Below are 16216 nucleotides of genomic sequence, written 5' to 3' on the forward strand. Positions count from 1 at the left end.
CGAGGAGCAGGGACGTGCCAGAGGACGCTCAGCGGCTCATCGACACGTCGACAGCGCACCCTGCTCGCCGGTACGACTACTGGCTGGGCGGGAAGGACAACTTCGCTGCGGATCGGCGGTCCGCGGATGCCATCGCCCGGTTGGCGCCGCTGGTTCCGACGTGGGCGCGGGAGAACCGGTGGTTCATGCGCCGGGTGGTGGCCTACCTCGCGCGCGAGGCCGGTATCCGGCAGTTCCTGGATATCGGCACCGGAATCCCGACCTCCCCGAACCTGCACGAGGTCGTGCAGGACATCGCTCCGGATAGCCGAGTCCTCTACGTCGACAACGACCCGATCGTGCTGGCGCACGCGCGGGCGTTGCTGACCAGCGGCCCGCTGGGGCGTACCGCGTACCTCGACGCCGATCTCGCCGATCCGGACGCCATCCTGAACAGCGACGAGGTCGCTGCCACCCTCGACTTCACCCAGCCCGTAGCGCTGAGCCTGATCGCGGTCCTGCACTTCTTCCACGACGCGCAGGATCCGCACGGGATCGTGCGGCGGCTCGTCGGCGCGCTTCCGTCCGGCTCCTATCTCGCGATCAGCCACAACACCTGGGACTACCTGCCCGCGACGAAGCGCGCCGCGCTGGAGTCGGCGGTAAAGGACGACGGTCAGTGCCGCGAACGGGCGGAGTTCACGCGGTTCTTCGACGGCCTGGAGCTGGTCGACCCTGGCGTCGTCGTGCTCAGCGAGTGGCGGCGCGATGACACCGCCGATCTGCCGCTGCCCGAGGCCTGGGAGATCTCCGCCTACGGCGCCGTCGCCCGCGTCCCCTAGTAGTACTTCGTTAGGTCGGAGTGTCGGGGTGGTTGGCGGCTGGTCGGGTAGCTTCCTTCCTCGGTGACTCCCGAGGAGCTTGATGCGGTGCGGGAACGGCTGGAGTCGTTCGGCGTGGAGGTGTTCGCGCCGTTGGCGCGTACAGATCAGCGGTTGAAGGGGCAGACGTATCTGCGTGGGCTGCTGCTGGATGGGCGGCGGAAGTCGATGCAGCCGATGGCGGTCGTCTGGGGGTCAATCATCAGGGGTTGCAGCAGTTCGTGACGTCCTCGACGTGGGACGCCGGGGTGGTGGGGACCCGGCTCGCGGCGCGGGCGGTCGCGCTGATCGATCCGCTGGCATGGGTGGTCGAAGACACCGGTTTCCCGAAGGACGGGACGGGTTCACCCGGAGTGGCTCGGCAGTACTCCGGCACGCTGGGGAAGGTTGGTAACTGCCAGGTCGGGGTCAGTGTCCACGCGGTCACCGACACCGCGGCCGCCGTCCGGGGCCCGGCGGGACCGGTGCGCCATCCCCGATACGGCGGGCCACCGGCCGAAGTGGATGCTGGTGATCGAGATGCTAGACACCCTGGCCGATCAGGGCCTGCGCCCCCCGGTGCTGACCGCTGATCCTGCAAGTCAAGGGCGACGCTCTTGTGCAGCCGACCGACGCGGTCCCGGTGATCGCCGCCCCATCGGGAGGGCGACCACCGACGGTCCCGCGCTACCCCGCCCCAGCCCGCGGCCTGGCCACGCATGTCCTGACCGCAGGCCGCGAGGGCGTACTGCCGATCGCCTGCCGCGAAGGCTCCCGAGGCGTGCTGGCCTCAGAGTTCGTGTTCGCGCGGGCCCGCCCGGCCGGACACCGCCTGCCCCGCGACGAACACGGCGTCCAGTATTCGTGGAGTCTTCGCGGGGCGACCACGGGCGGTGGTGGGGCTTCAGCGACGGAGAGTGGCAGGAACTCAAGGTCCCGCTCAACAGCCAGGCAGTCCACCGTCTGGGCGGCGGCGACACCGGATCGCATACGAGATCCGCCCCGAGGTCGCCGGGCCGAGCAAGATCAACCGAACGGAGGAGGTCCCCACGGTGCGGATCACTCAACGCACCACCGCTGACCTGCTCTAACGATCCCTCGTGGGGCTTCCTGTGTCCGAGGGGGACTTGAACCCCCACGGCGTGCATACCTGCATTAAGCAGGTATCCATGACCTCTTTATTGCACGGTCGAGCGCCCTCCGCAACCCCTTCACCGTCTGGCGAAGCTGGCCATTTCCGAGGGCCCCAGAGCTCCGCCAACAGGCGCATCGAACACGACCCACGGCCGGACCAGCCGTTGTCACCCGGATGCGCACCAACGTCCGCTCTTGCCGATGATCGGATGTTCTGCCCAGAGCAATCAGCCAGCATGGAGGCGATCTATCATGCCGATGCGGTCGGCGCTTGCGTCATGAGCACAGCCTGGACCATTCCGCGCCTATAAGACTCATTAGAGAAAGTAGGAAAACAACCCCCGCAGCCGCGGACGCGATGGCTGTTAGTCGACGGGGATGCCGCCGAGTTCGGCTAGTGTCGTCGGGGAGAAACGGCGGCGTGACAGCGCCATGCCGCTCACCCATGCGCCGCGATCGCGCGATCGGGAAGGGGTCTCGGTGGCTTTACCTCCTCGGAGTCGAGTTTGGCTATGGGCAGGACGACTGACAGCGCTGTCCATCCTCACTGGACTAGGGGCCTATATGCTCCATGTCGGACTGGACGAAGCCGACAAATTGGCTAGTTGTCTCGGCCTTGTGGTCGCCGTAGTCGCTTTGCTGGCCCCATACTTGTTGCCGACTCCCAAAGCGCCGTCATCGGCCGCCGTCGATTCACCGGAACCATCGGAATTGGATGTTGCGCGCGGCACGGGCCGTGCGACCGCGACCGGTGGGGGCGAGGCAATCTCTGGTCTAGATCTCGGCGAGGCAGACTCCCGACCGGCCCAGGTTAGTGACTCCGGCGATGCAGAAGCGCGGGGTAGCGGTTCCACCGCGATCTCCGGTATTCGACGCCGTCCTCGACCGTGAACTCCCCAGGCCTACCCAAGGGCGAGTCCCTAGCGAGGGATCCGGGACCGCATGATGGCGCCAGAGTTACGCATTCGGGAGACGCCATCGCGAGCGACGGCGGCATTGCGATCACGGGCATCCAACACGGTGACATATCAATTCAATACCACCAACACGCTGCTCCGGCCGGACCTGCGTGGCCGGTGCGAGTCGGCCGCGTACCCGCCCTAGCCAGCGCATTCCAAGACCGTTCTGGGGTCCGGGATCGCGTTGCGTCTGCACGAGCCTCTGCGTCGGGCGTAGTTCTGACCCAAGTTCTTACCGGTGGTGGTGGGGTCGGGAAGACTCAGTTAGCTGCGGCCTATGCTCAGGAAGCCATCCGGGATGGTGTCGACCTAGTCGTCTGGGCTGACGCCCTGACCTCTGACGGGTTGGTCACGGCTCTTGCTCGTGCAGCGATCGCTGTAGAGGCACCAAATGTTACCGGTCAAGTTGCCGACGCCGAAGCCGACGCGAACGCCTTCCTCGACTGGGCGAGTACGACCGAGCACAGCTGGCTAGTCGTCTTGGATGACCTTGCTGACCCTGACATGGTCTTGGACTGGTGGCCGGTCAGCCATGTCGGCACCGGTTGGGTCTTGGCCACTACGCGCAGCCGAGACGCGCTTCTGTCGGGTCAGGGAAGAAAGATCATCCCCGTCGACGTCTACGAGATTCACGAATCACTGAACTATCTGAGTCAACGCCTGGCCGATGCAGGCCAGTCGAATCTGATCGATGACAAGGTCGCCGAACTCGTCGCGGAACTTGGCTATCTACCCCTAGCGCTTTCTCACATGGCCGCGTACCTGATCGCCCAGCGGACCACCACAAGCCGCTATCTAGAATTGTTCCTCGCGGAAGCTCATACACTGGACCAGTTGATGACCGGTGACCCCGATGGGCATGGACGCTCTCCGCGGGGGCAGCGGCGCTCGATCAGCACCGCACTTCTGCTTTCTCTCGAGGCCGCGGACTCCCACGACCCGGTAGGACTTGCCCGCCCTGCAATGGCCCTGGTTTCGGTGCTCGACCCCAACGGTCATCCCGAGCAACTGTGGACGACACGAGCGTTCTGCTCGTATCTGGGGGCGCACAGAAGTTCCGACAAGGCAGTCGCTGAACACCACGACGGGTCGCGCCCAGTCACTCCCTACGACGCTCGACGAGCATTGCTGATACTCGATCGATTCGGGCTAGCCACCGTCAATGAGAAGGCAGCCCCGGAATCCGTCAGAGTTCACGCCCTGACGACCCGCGCTGCGTGGGAGTCCGGTCAAGCTGTAGCTCTCGACGTGATCGGTGCTGCAGCTGACTCGTTGGTTGAGCTTTGGCCAGAGCAAACCCATATCAACGGTGACTTGGTAGCCGTCCTTCGTGCAAATACCGGTATTGTCAACCGCCGGTCGAGTCAGTCGGGTGACCTTCTATGGCTCTCCGGTCACATGCCCCCCGTCCTTCAAAAAGCCGGCCGTAGCCTTCTCGACGCTGGCCTATACAACATCGCTGTTCAACAATGGGCGACACTCGCCACTACCGCCTCTCGTCTACTTGGTGCCGACCACCCGGATTCGTTAGACGCTGGCATTAACCTGGCGATCTCCTACCGCCGCGCAGGGCACACATCGGAGGCCGTCCTCCTCGGGGAGCGGATCGCGACTGACCGCGACCGAATTTTCGGCTCGGACGATCCTCGCACGCTCAGCGCGCGCGCCGAACTGGCGGTTTCGTACCGCCATGCTGGTCGTGCCAGCGACTCCATCACTCTTGAAGAGCAGCTCGCTTTCGACCGCGAACGCATCCTCGGTCCTGATGATCCGGCCACCCTGCGTACTCAAATCAATCTTGCGGTCTCCTATCGTCGTGTAGGGCGAACAGCCGACGCGGTCGTCCTTGGAGAACGGATCGTCGAGAACCTGACGCGTGGCCTCGGGCGTCGCCACCATCGCGTCCGGACCGCGCTCGGCGAACTCGCCGTGTCTTACCGGCAAGCGGACCGCAACGCCGAGGCCATTACCATCCGTGAGGAGATCCTCTCGGAACGGGAACGCGAACTTGGCGTCGAAGCCTCGGAGACACTTCGCGCACGTAGCAACCTCGCGGTTTCCTATCGGGACGCTGAAAGATTTGGCGAGGCGATTAGTTTAGGCACAGCGGTCGTGTCGAGTCGCGAACGGATCCTCGGCGCTGACCATCCGGACACGCTACGCGCACGAGTCAACCTCGCTAGCACGTACCGAGAGGCGGGCTATACCTCGAATGCGATCGATTTAGGCGAACGAGTCGCCAGAGACCGCGAACGCGTACTTGGGCTTCGCCACAATGACACGAGGCGCGCCCTCGCCAATCTTGCCTTGTCGTATGCTGATGTCGGCCGTCTCACCGAAGCGTCGCGTCTGCTAGATGACGTTTTTCCGGCGCTGAGCAGACTGCTGGGACCAGACCATCCCGACGTCCGGACGTGGAGTGTCTGCATGGAGCGTCTTCGCGGCGCCATGCGATCTGTTGGTAACAGTGAGTCGTAGACCGACAGCTTGCTGGAAAGCCAGTCGAAATTGTCGACCAGACTCGAATTCTTGCCTAGCCGCTTGATACCGGCGAAGCGAACCAGCTACACCGCGACTTTTCCTCCTGTCCGGACCCACTCAGTTACCTCCGAGGGCTGGCCCTGTCAGGTCAGTTCTCGGCTCTGGGCGACGCCGCGCAGCGGCGGCGGAACTCCAGTCGCCGCTGGCGCAGCTGATCGTCGTCGTGGATCCAGTCCGGACTCAAGGTCGATTCCGCACAAGAAGCCGATCGCCGACCAGATCACCTCGTCGTCGATCGCGGCCGGCGAGTGAAGCCATGTGGCTGCCCCCGATCCGCTGCGTCACGAGTTTGCGAACCATCGAGCACGCCGGCGTCCGGCGATGCACTGATATGTGTCCGTTCGTACACGCATGCCGCCTCCAGCTCAGCGCGCCGCCGGCTCAGGGAGACAGGTTAGCCGCGCCCCGCAGGCGCGAGCGTTCCTCCTGAACAGCGCAGAAACCAGGCACGGCTGCGCCGCACCGCCGCGCGGCCAGCTTGCTTGGGCGTCCGCTGCTACCGATTCCGACCACTACACCGTCCGGGTGGAAACCGGCAGTCTCTACAGCACTAGCGGCAGTTCCCGCGGCACCGCTGGCTGCTTGCCGCGGTGGGCGACCTCCAATGGCATCAAGACGAACCAAGCCGGCATCGATCTCATTGATCCGTGGACGGTGACACCCGTCGAACTCTGCCCCCGGCCGACGAGGCCGTCGGAGCTCTCGCGGGGTGCTATGACGCTCGGGCTCGCGATCGGATGGCGCTGAGCGTCTAAGCTGAACCGAGAGCCTTGCGCGACTTCCCAAATGCGCGGTCTTCACGATCGAACGAAGGGGCACATGATGGGCGACAATATCACGGCAGGCGACGGCGCATCTATCATCAATCGCAGCTCCGTATCCAACTCTTACAATGCCGCAACCGTGACTCAAAGAGCCGAAGTCCAAGATGCTCTCAACGTGATTCACGAGGCTGTATTACAAAGTAAGAGTGACGCCGGTCACGAAGCCTTTCAATGCCTCTTGACGGAACTCGACACTTCGAGCCCGAAGCCCTATCGCGTTAGGGCTGCCGTTGACGAAATCATACGCCTCGTTCCCGCAGCAGCTAGCCTAGTCGCAGCTACGCAAACAATCATTTCCGCCATTTCATCTTAAAAGCTCATCCCAGGCACTGACGTTAGCGCATTCGCTGAAGGTCGCGCCAGACCTCGGACAAGAGCAAAGGCGATATGCCAGGGTGCGCCTCTGCGAGCGCACTCAAATAGCTCCGCAATACGTGCAGACGTGGTGGCGTACGGTTCAGCTCTGACAGCAGCCTATCCATAAGATCCTGGGCCTGAAGGTTGCCAGAATTCCGAACCTCGAACGAGAGTGAGACTAAGGCGACCGGTGCGGCAGGATCCGCGGCAGTCGGGTTGAAAGAGGCGTCGACCGAACTTCGGTTTACAACCGTGGAGTTATCCCCTACCTGGAAGAAATCGCCGGTGAAAATCTGGGCATTGCCTGCGTGGTATCGATCATATGCGGATTTACCGATAGCAGTCAGCCAGTAGCCCTTTCCATGGGGCGTATTTCTCTCGGTCACATATCCGCGCTCAACGAGCTGTCCGAGGATATGTTTAAGTACGGCCGCATTTTTGCCCGTCGTGTCTTCTAAATCAGTAATAGTCGCAGGCGACCGCCTCCCCAATAGGGCGGACAGAACGCCTGAAACAATTTGTACTCGCCGTTCTTGACTAATGGAGTTGAACCTAGCCACTTTCATCCTGCCGTACGCCCGCCAGAGGCTCATGGCAATACCAGCCAAAATGATAGCGCCCAAGAATTGGCGTACTGCGCCGTGGTCAAAAAACCACGACCAGACATCGAGAAGCCGTTGCCAGCGGTCCTTCAGAAGGTCAAGCACAGTAGTTCGCCCCCTCCCACCAGTATCGTGCCAGCGCATGCTACGCGTGATCGCAACGGCTCGCTGCAATCGCGCCGCCACAGCACGTCTATGGAACGGATAGTTCGAACGTGTACCTCATTGACGGACAGCTGGATTGGTAAGCCTAAGTGAACAATTCCGTTTAAATGCGATTCCTCCGCAGGTGCCCGTGTGTAGGTGCTGTGTCGGTGGTGCCTCGGCTCGCTGTTCCTTCCGACTAAAAGGGGGACGATCCGCTCGCCGGTGCCGAGGCGAGCATTCTCGACCCCGCGAGCGGCCCCCTGCGCCGGCATGATCAAGATGCAATCCGCGAGCTGATAAGGCGACGGGCAGGCCCGGGCTAGGCACAGTCGAGCTTCACCGCGGCTGCCGTCCGCGCGGACATCGAGCGCTCCATCCGCTGGCTCCAAGACGTCCGCTGCTTCCAACCGTCCACGGTGTCCCGGCGCCTGTTGGTCGTGGTCGGCTTCTACCGCGTCTGCGTCATCAAGTCCTGGCCCACTCGCCAGCCGACTACGTCTGCCGGCCGCTCGTTCCACCCGAATCACCGACCTTAGGGCTCGGTCACCTGCAGTTCGAGGCGCTGCTCAAGACCGCCAGGCGCTCGGCGAACCTCAACGACTTCGCGCTGATCGCCGTGCTCGGCCCCCTCGGCTTCCGGATCTTCGAAGCCACTCAAGCCGACATCGCCGACCTCGGCGAAGAACACGCCACCGCGTCCTGCGCGTCCGCAGCAAAGAAGGCAAGGTCGTCCTCGTACCACTCCCACCCGCTGTTGGACGCGCGCTCGACCGTGCCGTCGACGAACGCACCGCCAGGCCTATCCTGCGCAACACTCGCGGTGGCCCGATGGATCGGCACGCCGCGACCCGTCGGCTCAAGCCTCTCGCGACGACCGCCGGAATCCGGATGCCCCGGACGCACCCGCACGTGCTCCGCCACACCCTCGTCACCACGATGCTCGACGCCGGCGTCAGCCTCCGCGACATCCAATTCGCCGCCCGCCACGCCGATCCACGAACGACGATGCGCTACGACCGAGCCCGCAAGAACCTCGACCGGCACCCAACTACATCCTCGCCGCCTACATGGCGTCGGGAACGTAACGCCCGCGCGCGACGCTGCCGACGAGAGTGCATGCTGCCAGCGGCCCGAGCCAGGAACGGTCAGGCGCCGCCGTGGGTTGGCAGGCCGAACCATAATCGACCATGGGTTGTGTTGATGAAAATCCGAACGCTGTATGGGTGGCCGCTGAAACTTCGTTCAAACCGTTTTCGATCAAACCCCGCCGAGATAGGCCAATCGGATGGTCTCTCCTGGATGATGCCGGTGGAGATTCGATCGGAGCCCGTACCTTAGCGGGACTTCTTGGTCGACTCGGCGCAGAAAGGATCGCCCGAAGATACCCGTTGTGGGTGCCGCCCGATGAGATCGACGGGCTGTGCCAGCGGCTAAAAGAATTGGTTGCGACAAGTTCATATTTCGACAAGGCTTGGATTGTGCTGTCCGCCGGCGACCCATCACGTGATAACGACGAAGGTTACTTGTCGGCCCGAGGTTACGTCGCCCTGTTGACTCGCGCTCAACTCTCGGTTGCGGAGAATGTGGAGCACCCTCGGGACGCGATGCTGGATAATCGGCGGATCGTCCGCCCCGTGAGCGCAAACTTAGACATTGCCCGAACGGAGACTCTCGAATATCAAGGAGCTAGATATTCAGGGAATATGAGGGCGGCGCCCCTTCGCAATAACGAAGAACTCTTCACCATGCACCCCTCTACTGAATTCGGGGGCGTCACCCGCTCGAAGTACTCCTATTACTGCCTCCTGAACCCTATTCATCGCGGGCGGTTTAGCAAGCCGTACATCTTCGCCCGGAATCTTTTCCTCGATCTCGACTATCCTAGCCTTCATGCGAGCCTGCCCCTGCGGGCCGCGTTCGATAACAGAGTTCCAAAAGATCGCGCAGTTATGGATCAGACGACTCTCTTCGCTATCGGCCTGCCGCAGGGGGAGCCGGTCGGACTGACCCCAGGAATTGGGCGTTCTGGCTCCGCTCGGAGCACGTTGTTTGGCAGTAGGCACGCTGTAGTCCGCGTCGGGAGGACGGCGGTAGTCGACGTTGAAAAGCCCGTCACCAGGCTCCCAGAAGAGGTGCTCGACCTCCTTGGTCTCGACGCTGGCAGTCGAGTGATAGTAGAGTCCGCACACCTCACGCCTCAAGGCCCTACCGTTAATAGAATGACTTTGTGGCGGGAGCGGTCCCCCCTTCTTATAGCGCGCACTCAAACCGGTGTTCCCGACAATCAGGAACTGGTCGAGGATGAGGATTTCCCGGTCATCAGTCTCGACCTTGCTTCGCGACAGCAGCTAGGAGTATCTCAGGGAGCAGCGGTGTATGTGCGACCTGCCGTAAGTAGCGTTCTAGCGCGCGAATTTACTGCGATGTCATTCATTCTTGTCGGCGCAATATTCTCGGCGGCCGCCCTGCAGAGCATCTCCCTTGCGCTCATATCCGCACTCATATACGTCGTTTGACAATCTTTGTCCTTGCGGGTCGACTCCGCTAATTGTTTGGGAGCAGCAGGCATCAGTGCAGCGAAGCCTAAAACTCGTCCTATCAGCTTCTGCGGCACACGCACTGTCATGCCGCCATTGCGCCCGTGGGTGCTCGTGATCGGCTACGGCGCGTCATTCAGGCGCTGGAAGAGCCGATGGTTCTGCCAGCGGCCAGCGATCTTCAGGTACAAGGTGCTGTCCCGTACTCGACGAAGGCGTTCTTCCGCAGAACCGCCTCGGAGGCGGAGTTGCCTAGCAGGATCTCCGCCCGGAGGGCAGTTCACCGTCCGGGATCGTCCTGTCGGGTACCGCGTGCTGCCTGCCCGGTCAGGCGCGCGCCGACCCCCGGCGGTAGCAGGGGTGCTATCTCGAGCCCGGGCGGCAGCAGGGGCGCCGTCTCGAGGCCTCGGAGGGCATTCTGTTCAGCGAGTAGCGTCTGAATAAGTTCCTGCAGTTCGGTGGCGAGGGCGACTTCGCGTCGCCGGAGTTCCTGCAGCACGTCCGTAGGAATGTTCCGGCCAGGGATTCCTTCCCACTCGGCGAACGTGCGGCTGCCGCGCCTTGTATTGACCTCGACGCTGACGGCCATCAAGTTCGGTCTGTAGTTGAGGACACGCGCTTGATTCGCTGGCGTCAACTGGGGGAAGCCGAAGAACTGGCGGAGGCGTTCGACGGCGACGATGTGATCGACCGTCGCGGGGTTTTTCGCCGACACGATAATTCCTGGCACGATCGGATCGGGCGAGCCTTCCGGGAGCTCGCGACGCGCCCATGCTGTGAGTTCAGCATCGGATGGGCCGCGTCGCCAGAAGACGTCGTACTCCTGACCTTCGCGAGTCAGTATCGAACGGGAGCCGCGTCCACCGCGGGCACGGGGTAGCTCGTCAAGGTCGGGAGCGCGCGAGACGTCCCGGCTGATGGCGTCCAGGTCGACCTCTCCATACCCCGTGGTCACGGCGTCAGGGTCGGTGACGACCTCGGTCATGGCCGTCTGGGTGGCATCCCGGACAGTGCCTCGGTTTGCGGTAGCTCGCTGTTCTGGGGTGAGCCTGAACTTCTCGATGGTTTCGGGCTGCCGGTTGGTGGCACGGTGACGTCGAGCGCCCGGGTCCTGAGCGGCCGCCTTGCTTCGGGCGCTCATCTGCTGCGGCGTCAACGGCCTGGTTGCCGGGGGCAAATCAGTCGGGGATACCGACCGTGGCCTGGGAGGGGTGCCGTTCGCTTGGTCGGCCAGATCGAGACGATCCGATAGGCGTTTAAAACCCCCCGGGCTCTCCGCGGCGATGGAGTGGTCGTCGAAGGTCCGAGGGGAGCGGTCGAGCTCCAGACCAGACGCTGCCGATAGCCGCCGCGGGGCCGGTGGGAGGGTTCTCAGCAGCCGGCGGGCGTCCCTTGTCAAGCCAACGGCGGACAGTAGCGCACCAGCGACGGCTATGCCTGTGGCGGCGCCCGTTGGTGGCTCTGCGAAATGGTCGTCGGACGCTCGGAAGGTGGAGGCGTCGGCCGCGAGCGCCTGTTCGTATTCGCGAAGTAGTTCGACACCGATTTGGACGCCGGAGAGAGCTAGGTCGAGTGCCCCGACGACGACTGCACCCACCGGTCCGGTGAACGTGAGCGTCAGCGCGAGCAGCAGAACCTGAGCGGCTCCTATGACCGCGTCAGTTCGAGTGCGTCCGAGTTGGTGGCCGAGATCGACGGCGAAAGCCGCGAATCCTGGAATCGATTCCAGGCCGAGGCTGCGCGCGGCGGCCAGCACCAACGGGGAATATGTCCAGGCGTCATCCGCGTCATCGCCAGTGGTCAGGCGCTGCTTCAGTTCTCGGGTCGCGTCCGTGGCCCGCCGTATCTGGGCTTGGATCGCGGTGTTCCCGCGGTACCCGGACTCTGCGTAGGCCTCGAGCAGGTCTCGTGTCTGGGGATGGAGGGCGAGCGCGGCGAGCAGGTCGGCGATGTCGGCGGCGGTCGGTCCGCTGCGGCCCGCGGCGCCGTCTCGTGGGTCGAGTGGGTCCAGACTGCCGTCTTCTAGACCGCGGCGTTCATCCGCGATAGCGGTGAGCAGCATCGCGCGGCCGATCCGGGGTTCGGGTTCCGTGTCTGCGGCCTGACGGGGCGCCCCTGGTCCGGGGGTTCCGCCGGGTAGCGACTTGTCGGTCGTGGCTGGGACTCCGCCGTCGGGGGCCGGTGCGACGCCCGATCCGGCCTCTGGCGTCGCTTCGTCTCCGACGCCGAACGGGCTGGCGTTCTCGGCGACTTCGTTCGGTTCGTCCGGACCGCGGGGGGTGCCGCCGGGCAATACCTCGGTACGCGCCTCCGCGTCCCGAGCTCGTCCGAGTATGCGTCGCGCGCTGGTGCTCAGTCGGTCATCGGCGCCATCGCGTGCGAACCGGTGCGCGAGCTGCAGCAACTGGGCCTCTTGCTCGGCGAGCAGGAGCGCTGTCGTCCTCCGTAACGCGGGACGGAGCGCATCGAGCACGAGATGCAGATCGGCGTTGAAGAGGCGGAGTTTCAGCTCGACATTGGTCCAGGACCAGTCGTACGAAGCCGAACTCGGATCGTCCGGATAGACAAGCAGAATAGCGTTCTGCCCCATGCGACCGACTTGCCAGCCACTAACCGGACGCAATCGAGACGGCGCGGCCCATCCCGGAAGTGCACTGTCGTTCAGGGCCGAGCCCTGCGCGATGAGGGCCTGGTGGAACGCGCTCAGCCGCTTGGCCGCGTTGGTCAGTGGAGAATCGGCCATCGCAGTCAGAAGGTGTCGGCGAGATGCTCCGCGAGTGCGGTGTCCAATCGGCGAGCAGCCTGCTCGGTGGCCGTGGCGCGCGACCAGCCGCGTGCGACGGAGAGAACGCTGGCGGCGCGTGCCGGCGAGGAGGACCTGCTGCTACGAGCAGATGCTCGCGGCTGTGCTCGCAGCAGTTCCATCACGTCGCGCACATCTTGGTCACTGGGCTCTCCATCGGCCAGCGGCGCGAGGGCGGAGACCGCCTCTTTCCTCCGCTTTTCGACGTGGTCAGCATCGGCCGAGTTGCCGGTACTCCTGCTGCTGACTCTGAGTCTCAACTCGGTACCTCCTTCTGATACAGCAACTAGTCAGGGGTGTGGCGCGTCGGATTCGTCCGTGTCGACAAGGTTCGCGAAGGAGGGGTCAGCCGAGACAATCGACACGCGGTCGACGTCTGGATCGCCGAGCCTCCCGGCGTCGAGCAACAACCGGCGACGTTCGTTGTCTAGCTCGTTCCGGCGGACGACTTCGCGTTCGCGGAGTACGTCGATGTACCGATGAAGCCGCTTGAACGGCTCGAGTAGCGGTGTGGCGCCCGACGCAAGGCTGAGGACGACGTTGTCGGTCTCCAGCGGTACAAGCCGACCGCTCTCCCGGAGCACGATCCACTCGTGGTATGCCGCACGAACCGCTTGTCGCTGAACTTCAGTCAGAGCGCCCCAATCAATCGCGTCGCGCAGCGTCCTCGCCAGCTCTGGGACGACCTGCTGCATCTGGCGCAGCGCGGGCTCGGTGAAGGTCGCTGGCTCGTCGGTGGCTGCCGGCAGCGGCTTGGTGGCCCGCGTCAATCGAATGTGCGGGTCCTCCAACTCAGTTGAGGCGCGGACGACGACGTTGAGGCGCGCGTCGTCGGCCGGAACCCCGTCGATCCAAAGACGGACGCCGAGAGCGTCAAGTGCGCCGCCTGGAGTCGAGGTGGCTCGAGGCCATTCATCCTCGGGCTTCCCGTCGACCGCCACTAGCCACTCCCTGCGCGAATCTCGGTACACCAACGTCAAGTCGTCGTGGAGCGACCGAGGGGATACGGCCACGGCTTGGCGCACGGTCACGCCAGCGCTCTTGGACGGCTCGACCCGCGTATCGAAACGGGTATATGCCGCTCGGAGCCACGCTAGAGCTTGATGGGTGTTCGCCAAGCGCGGATCATCGCGGAGCCGATACACCGCGCAGTTGAAGAGGTAGCCGATCGGGCCAATGGGGTCGATAACCTGCGTGAGCGCGCGTTCACTGCCTGCCACGGGCAGGAACGCCCCATCGACCTCGAGCGGCGTCGGCATCGTCCCGGCCGGTGGCCGGGCATCCGGGACGAAGACCCACTGGGTTGGAACGAGTCGCCTGTTGTAGCGCTGCATGCGCTGGTCGAAGTCCTCGGCCCGCCAGATCGCTCGCATGTAATGCAGAATGTTCCGCCGGATGTGGGCGATCAGGGCGTCGACCTGATGATTGCGGCGTGCCGCGTCCGATACTCGAGCGGCTCGTCGCTCTAGGTCGCGCTCGTGATACTGCTGCCCTGAGGCGAGGAAGTTGGGCATGGTGCCCTGGCCGGTGTAGCTGCGGTAGTTGTCGGTGGCCCGGATCGCCGCCAACGCGGATTCTTGGAATGCATCGCTGTCCGGGAGACCCATGTTGGGCGGCTCCTTGCGCACGGCGCTGAGTACGCCGGCAAGGCCAGGGTCGAGGAGGGATGACACCAGAACGTCACCATTGCGCGCGATCCACGCCTCGTCGATGGCTGAGGCGGGGGGAAGAGCCTCCGGGACAAGAACCACCGAGTGCACCTCGGCAATCCGGGTGGACACCCAGAATCGCTGCTGGAGGCGGTGATAGAGGTAGGTGACGGCGAGTTCGTCGTTGGGGTTGGTTAGCTCGGAGGACCGAGACACCTCGTAGGTGTTCTCGGACTCAGTCGAGACGGTGACCTTGGTGTCCCGCTTCATTCGGCTGGCGGTCTTGCTCATCACCTCGTTGAGTCGGTTCTTGGTGTCACGGCTGCTGCCGGCCTGTTCCGAGGCCATGCCTCCAGAGACTTTCGCCTGGACGAATGGTCCGTAGCCGCCGCTGACCTCCGCCTCCGCGTGCGTGTTCAGCTTATTCGAGGCTTCCCGGACCACCTCCGCGGTGTCCTTGGTGGTAATGCCGGACTCAGTCGTCCTCTCGTACGACGAGCTTTCTTCCGAACCGTGGGAGACCTTGGTGCGCGTGGTGACCTTCACGCTGACCTTCTGCGATTCGCGAGGACCGAGCGGAATCGACTTCACCAGTTCGCCGCGGCCGTACGCGAGCAGCGTCCAAGACTGTCGGTGCACCACCTGCAGCCCGAACAACACTTCGTCCAGAGGAATCGGGTCGAAACTATAGTCGTCACCCGTGTCACCAGTCGGAATTCCTGCTTTGACGAAGTGGTTGTCGAACAGCGTGTCGTTGACCTCCTCCCAGAAGTCTCCGGAAAGGAACTCATCGAGCGTCGCTAAGTCTTTCGTGGTGAGGTACGTGATGGCCGCGTCCTGAACGCGGTCCTGCAAAATCAAATAGATGCAGTAGGCGTAGTAATCATTTGGGGCGATGCCGGAGAGGTCCTTGAACTCCTGCTGAGCGATTGCGGTCGGACTGTAAGTCTGTAGTTGGTTGTACGCGCGTACGGCGCACACGCCGTACCACCAGCTGAACAGCGAAGCCCCCAAGCTACCGACGTAGGATGACTCGACCGTGACTCCGCCTGCGCGGGCGAGCCCTTCCGCCAAGAGGGCGAAGTTGTCCACCGTCCGTCGGACCGTTTCAGCGAAGGTCGCCAGGCGGGGCTGGACTGGGCGCAGCGGTTCGGACGAGCCGTACCGACGCGGATCGATGTAGGGATCGTCGAGGTTACGTAGTAAGACGTATTCGTCGAAGTCGTAGGTGGCGTCTGCGGCGGTGTCCAAACCAGCGAGCGCCGAGCCAACGTTGCTCTCAAGGCCGAGTAACTCGGCAAGGTGACCCTCGAAGGCATCCGCCTCCTGTGGCGCCGGCGATGCCGCACCGTCTGGGCTCGTCGGGGTTAGTGGCGTTGGGTCGGTGCTGCGGACAAGCCCCACCGGCCCGAACATCAGACCTGTGATCTCCGCGCCGTCGCCCGGAATCACCGGTAAGCGGGCCGTGAGGGGTGTGGTCCCTACAGGAGTCTGCAGGGTCGGGGGCCCTCCCTGCGGTACGAGGTCTTTTGTCGTCCGCGACGAACGACCGTTCTTGGCCACCGGCAACCCCCTGTCGTCCAGGTTGTCTTACTGTCGCAGATCAAGAATCGGCTCGTCATCGGTCTGTTCGGGAGACCTGCCTCGTTCTTGCGGCGCGCATTACGCAAAGGGTGCTCCAACGGCAGCTTCTCAATGGACGAATGCGCAACCGGACGTACCGGTCCAGTAGCCGACCAACTTGGCGGTTTACTCATGGCACGGACGTAGCATCCTTCCGCTCGTTTTCTAATGCCGCGTACTGTGAGTATCGGCATGCGTTCG

General features: G+C 63.7%; 8 protein-coding genes and 1 pseudogene. 5 read left to right on the top strand and 4 right to left on the bottom strand.

The window, feature by feature from the left end; translation table 11 throughout:
* The first annotated feature begins 14 nt into the window (after positions 1 to 14).
* The 3 genes and pseudogenes from ABEB28_RS04340 (at position 15) to ABEB28_RS04355 (ending at position 5410) form a co-directional block, all read left to right on the top strand.
* Positions 15 to 821, top strand: a complete 807-nt coding sequence (locus tag ABEB28_RS04340) for an SAM-dependent methyltransferase (protein WP_345726641.1) — start codon at positions 15 to 17, stop codon at positions 819 to 821.
* 63 nt (positions 822 to 884) lie between these two features.
* Positions 885 to 1686, top strand: a pseudogene (locus ABEB28_RS43040) (IS701 family transposase); the annotation flags it as partial.
* A gap of 1591 nt (positions 1687 to 3277) precedes the next feature.
* A complete protein-coding gene (locus ABEB28_RS04355; protein ID WP_345726643.1) occupies positions 3278 to 5410 on the top strand; it encodes a tetratricopeptide repeat protein in 2133 nt (710 codons plus the stop codon).
* 1222 nt (positions 5411 to 6632) lie between these two features.
* Here ABEB28_RS04355 and ABEB28_RS04360 read toward each other — a convergent pair.
* Positions 6633 to 7361: a hypothetical protein gene (locus tag ABEB28_RS04360; RefSeq protein ID WP_345726644.1), complete on the bottom strand. Its 729-nt coding sequence runs from the start codon at positions 7359 to 7361 to the stop codon at positions 6633 to 6635.
* 574 nt (positions 7362 to 7935) lie between these two features.
* Entirely contained in the window at positions 7936 to 8091 is a 156-nt protein-coding gene (locus ABEB28_RS04365; protein WP_345726645.1) for a hypothetical protein, read from the bottom strand.
* A gap of 11 nt (positions 8092 to 8102) precedes the next feature.
* On the opposite strand from ABEB28_RS04365, the gene ABEB28_RS04370 reads away from it, so the two are divergent.
* Both ABEB28_RS04370 and ABEB28_RS04375 read left to right on the top strand, forming a co-directional pair.
* Complete coding sequence (locus ABEB28_RS04370; RefSeq protein WP_345726724.1) at positions 8103 to 8741, top strand: tyrosine-type recombinase/integrase; 639 nt, start codon at positions 8103 to 8105, stop codon at positions 8739 to 8741.
* A 56-nt stretch (positions 8742 to 8797) separates the two neighbouring features.
* Entirely contained in the window at positions 8798 to 9919 is a 1122-nt protein-coding gene (locus ABEB28_RS04375; protein ID WP_345726646.1) for a hypothetical protein, read from the top strand.
* Between the two features lie 301 nt (positions 9920 to 10220).
* Here the strand turns inward: ABEB28_RS04375 and ABEB28_RS04380 are convergent, their stop codons facing one another.
* Together ABEB28_RS04380 and ABEB28_RS04385 are read right to left on the bottom strand one after the other, a co-directional pair.
* A complete protein-coding gene (locus tag ABEB28_RS04380; protein ID WP_345726647.1) occupies positions 10221 to 12683 on the bottom strand; it encodes a hypothetical protein in 2463 nt (820 codons plus the stop codon).
* 350 nt (positions 12684 to 13033) lie between these two features.
* Entirely contained in the window at positions 13034 to 15955 is a 2922-nt protein-coding gene (locus ABEB28_RS04385) for a hypothetical protein (protein WP_345726648.1), read from the bottom strand.
* Positions 15956 to 16216 lie beyond the last annotated feature (261 nt).

This window comes from Cryptosporangium minutisporangium, from assembly GCF_039536245.1.
Taxonomy (GTDB): domain Bacteria; phylum Actinomycetota; class Actinomycetes; order Mycobacteriales; family Cryptosporangiaceae; genus Cryptosporangium; species Cryptosporangium minutisporangium.

Excerpts from the sequence above, each read along its gene's own strand:
- ABEB28_RS04380 (WP_345726647.1), bottom strand. The coding sequence starts at position 12,683 with ATGGCCGATTCTCCACTGACCAACGCGGCCAAGCGGCTGAGCGCGTTC.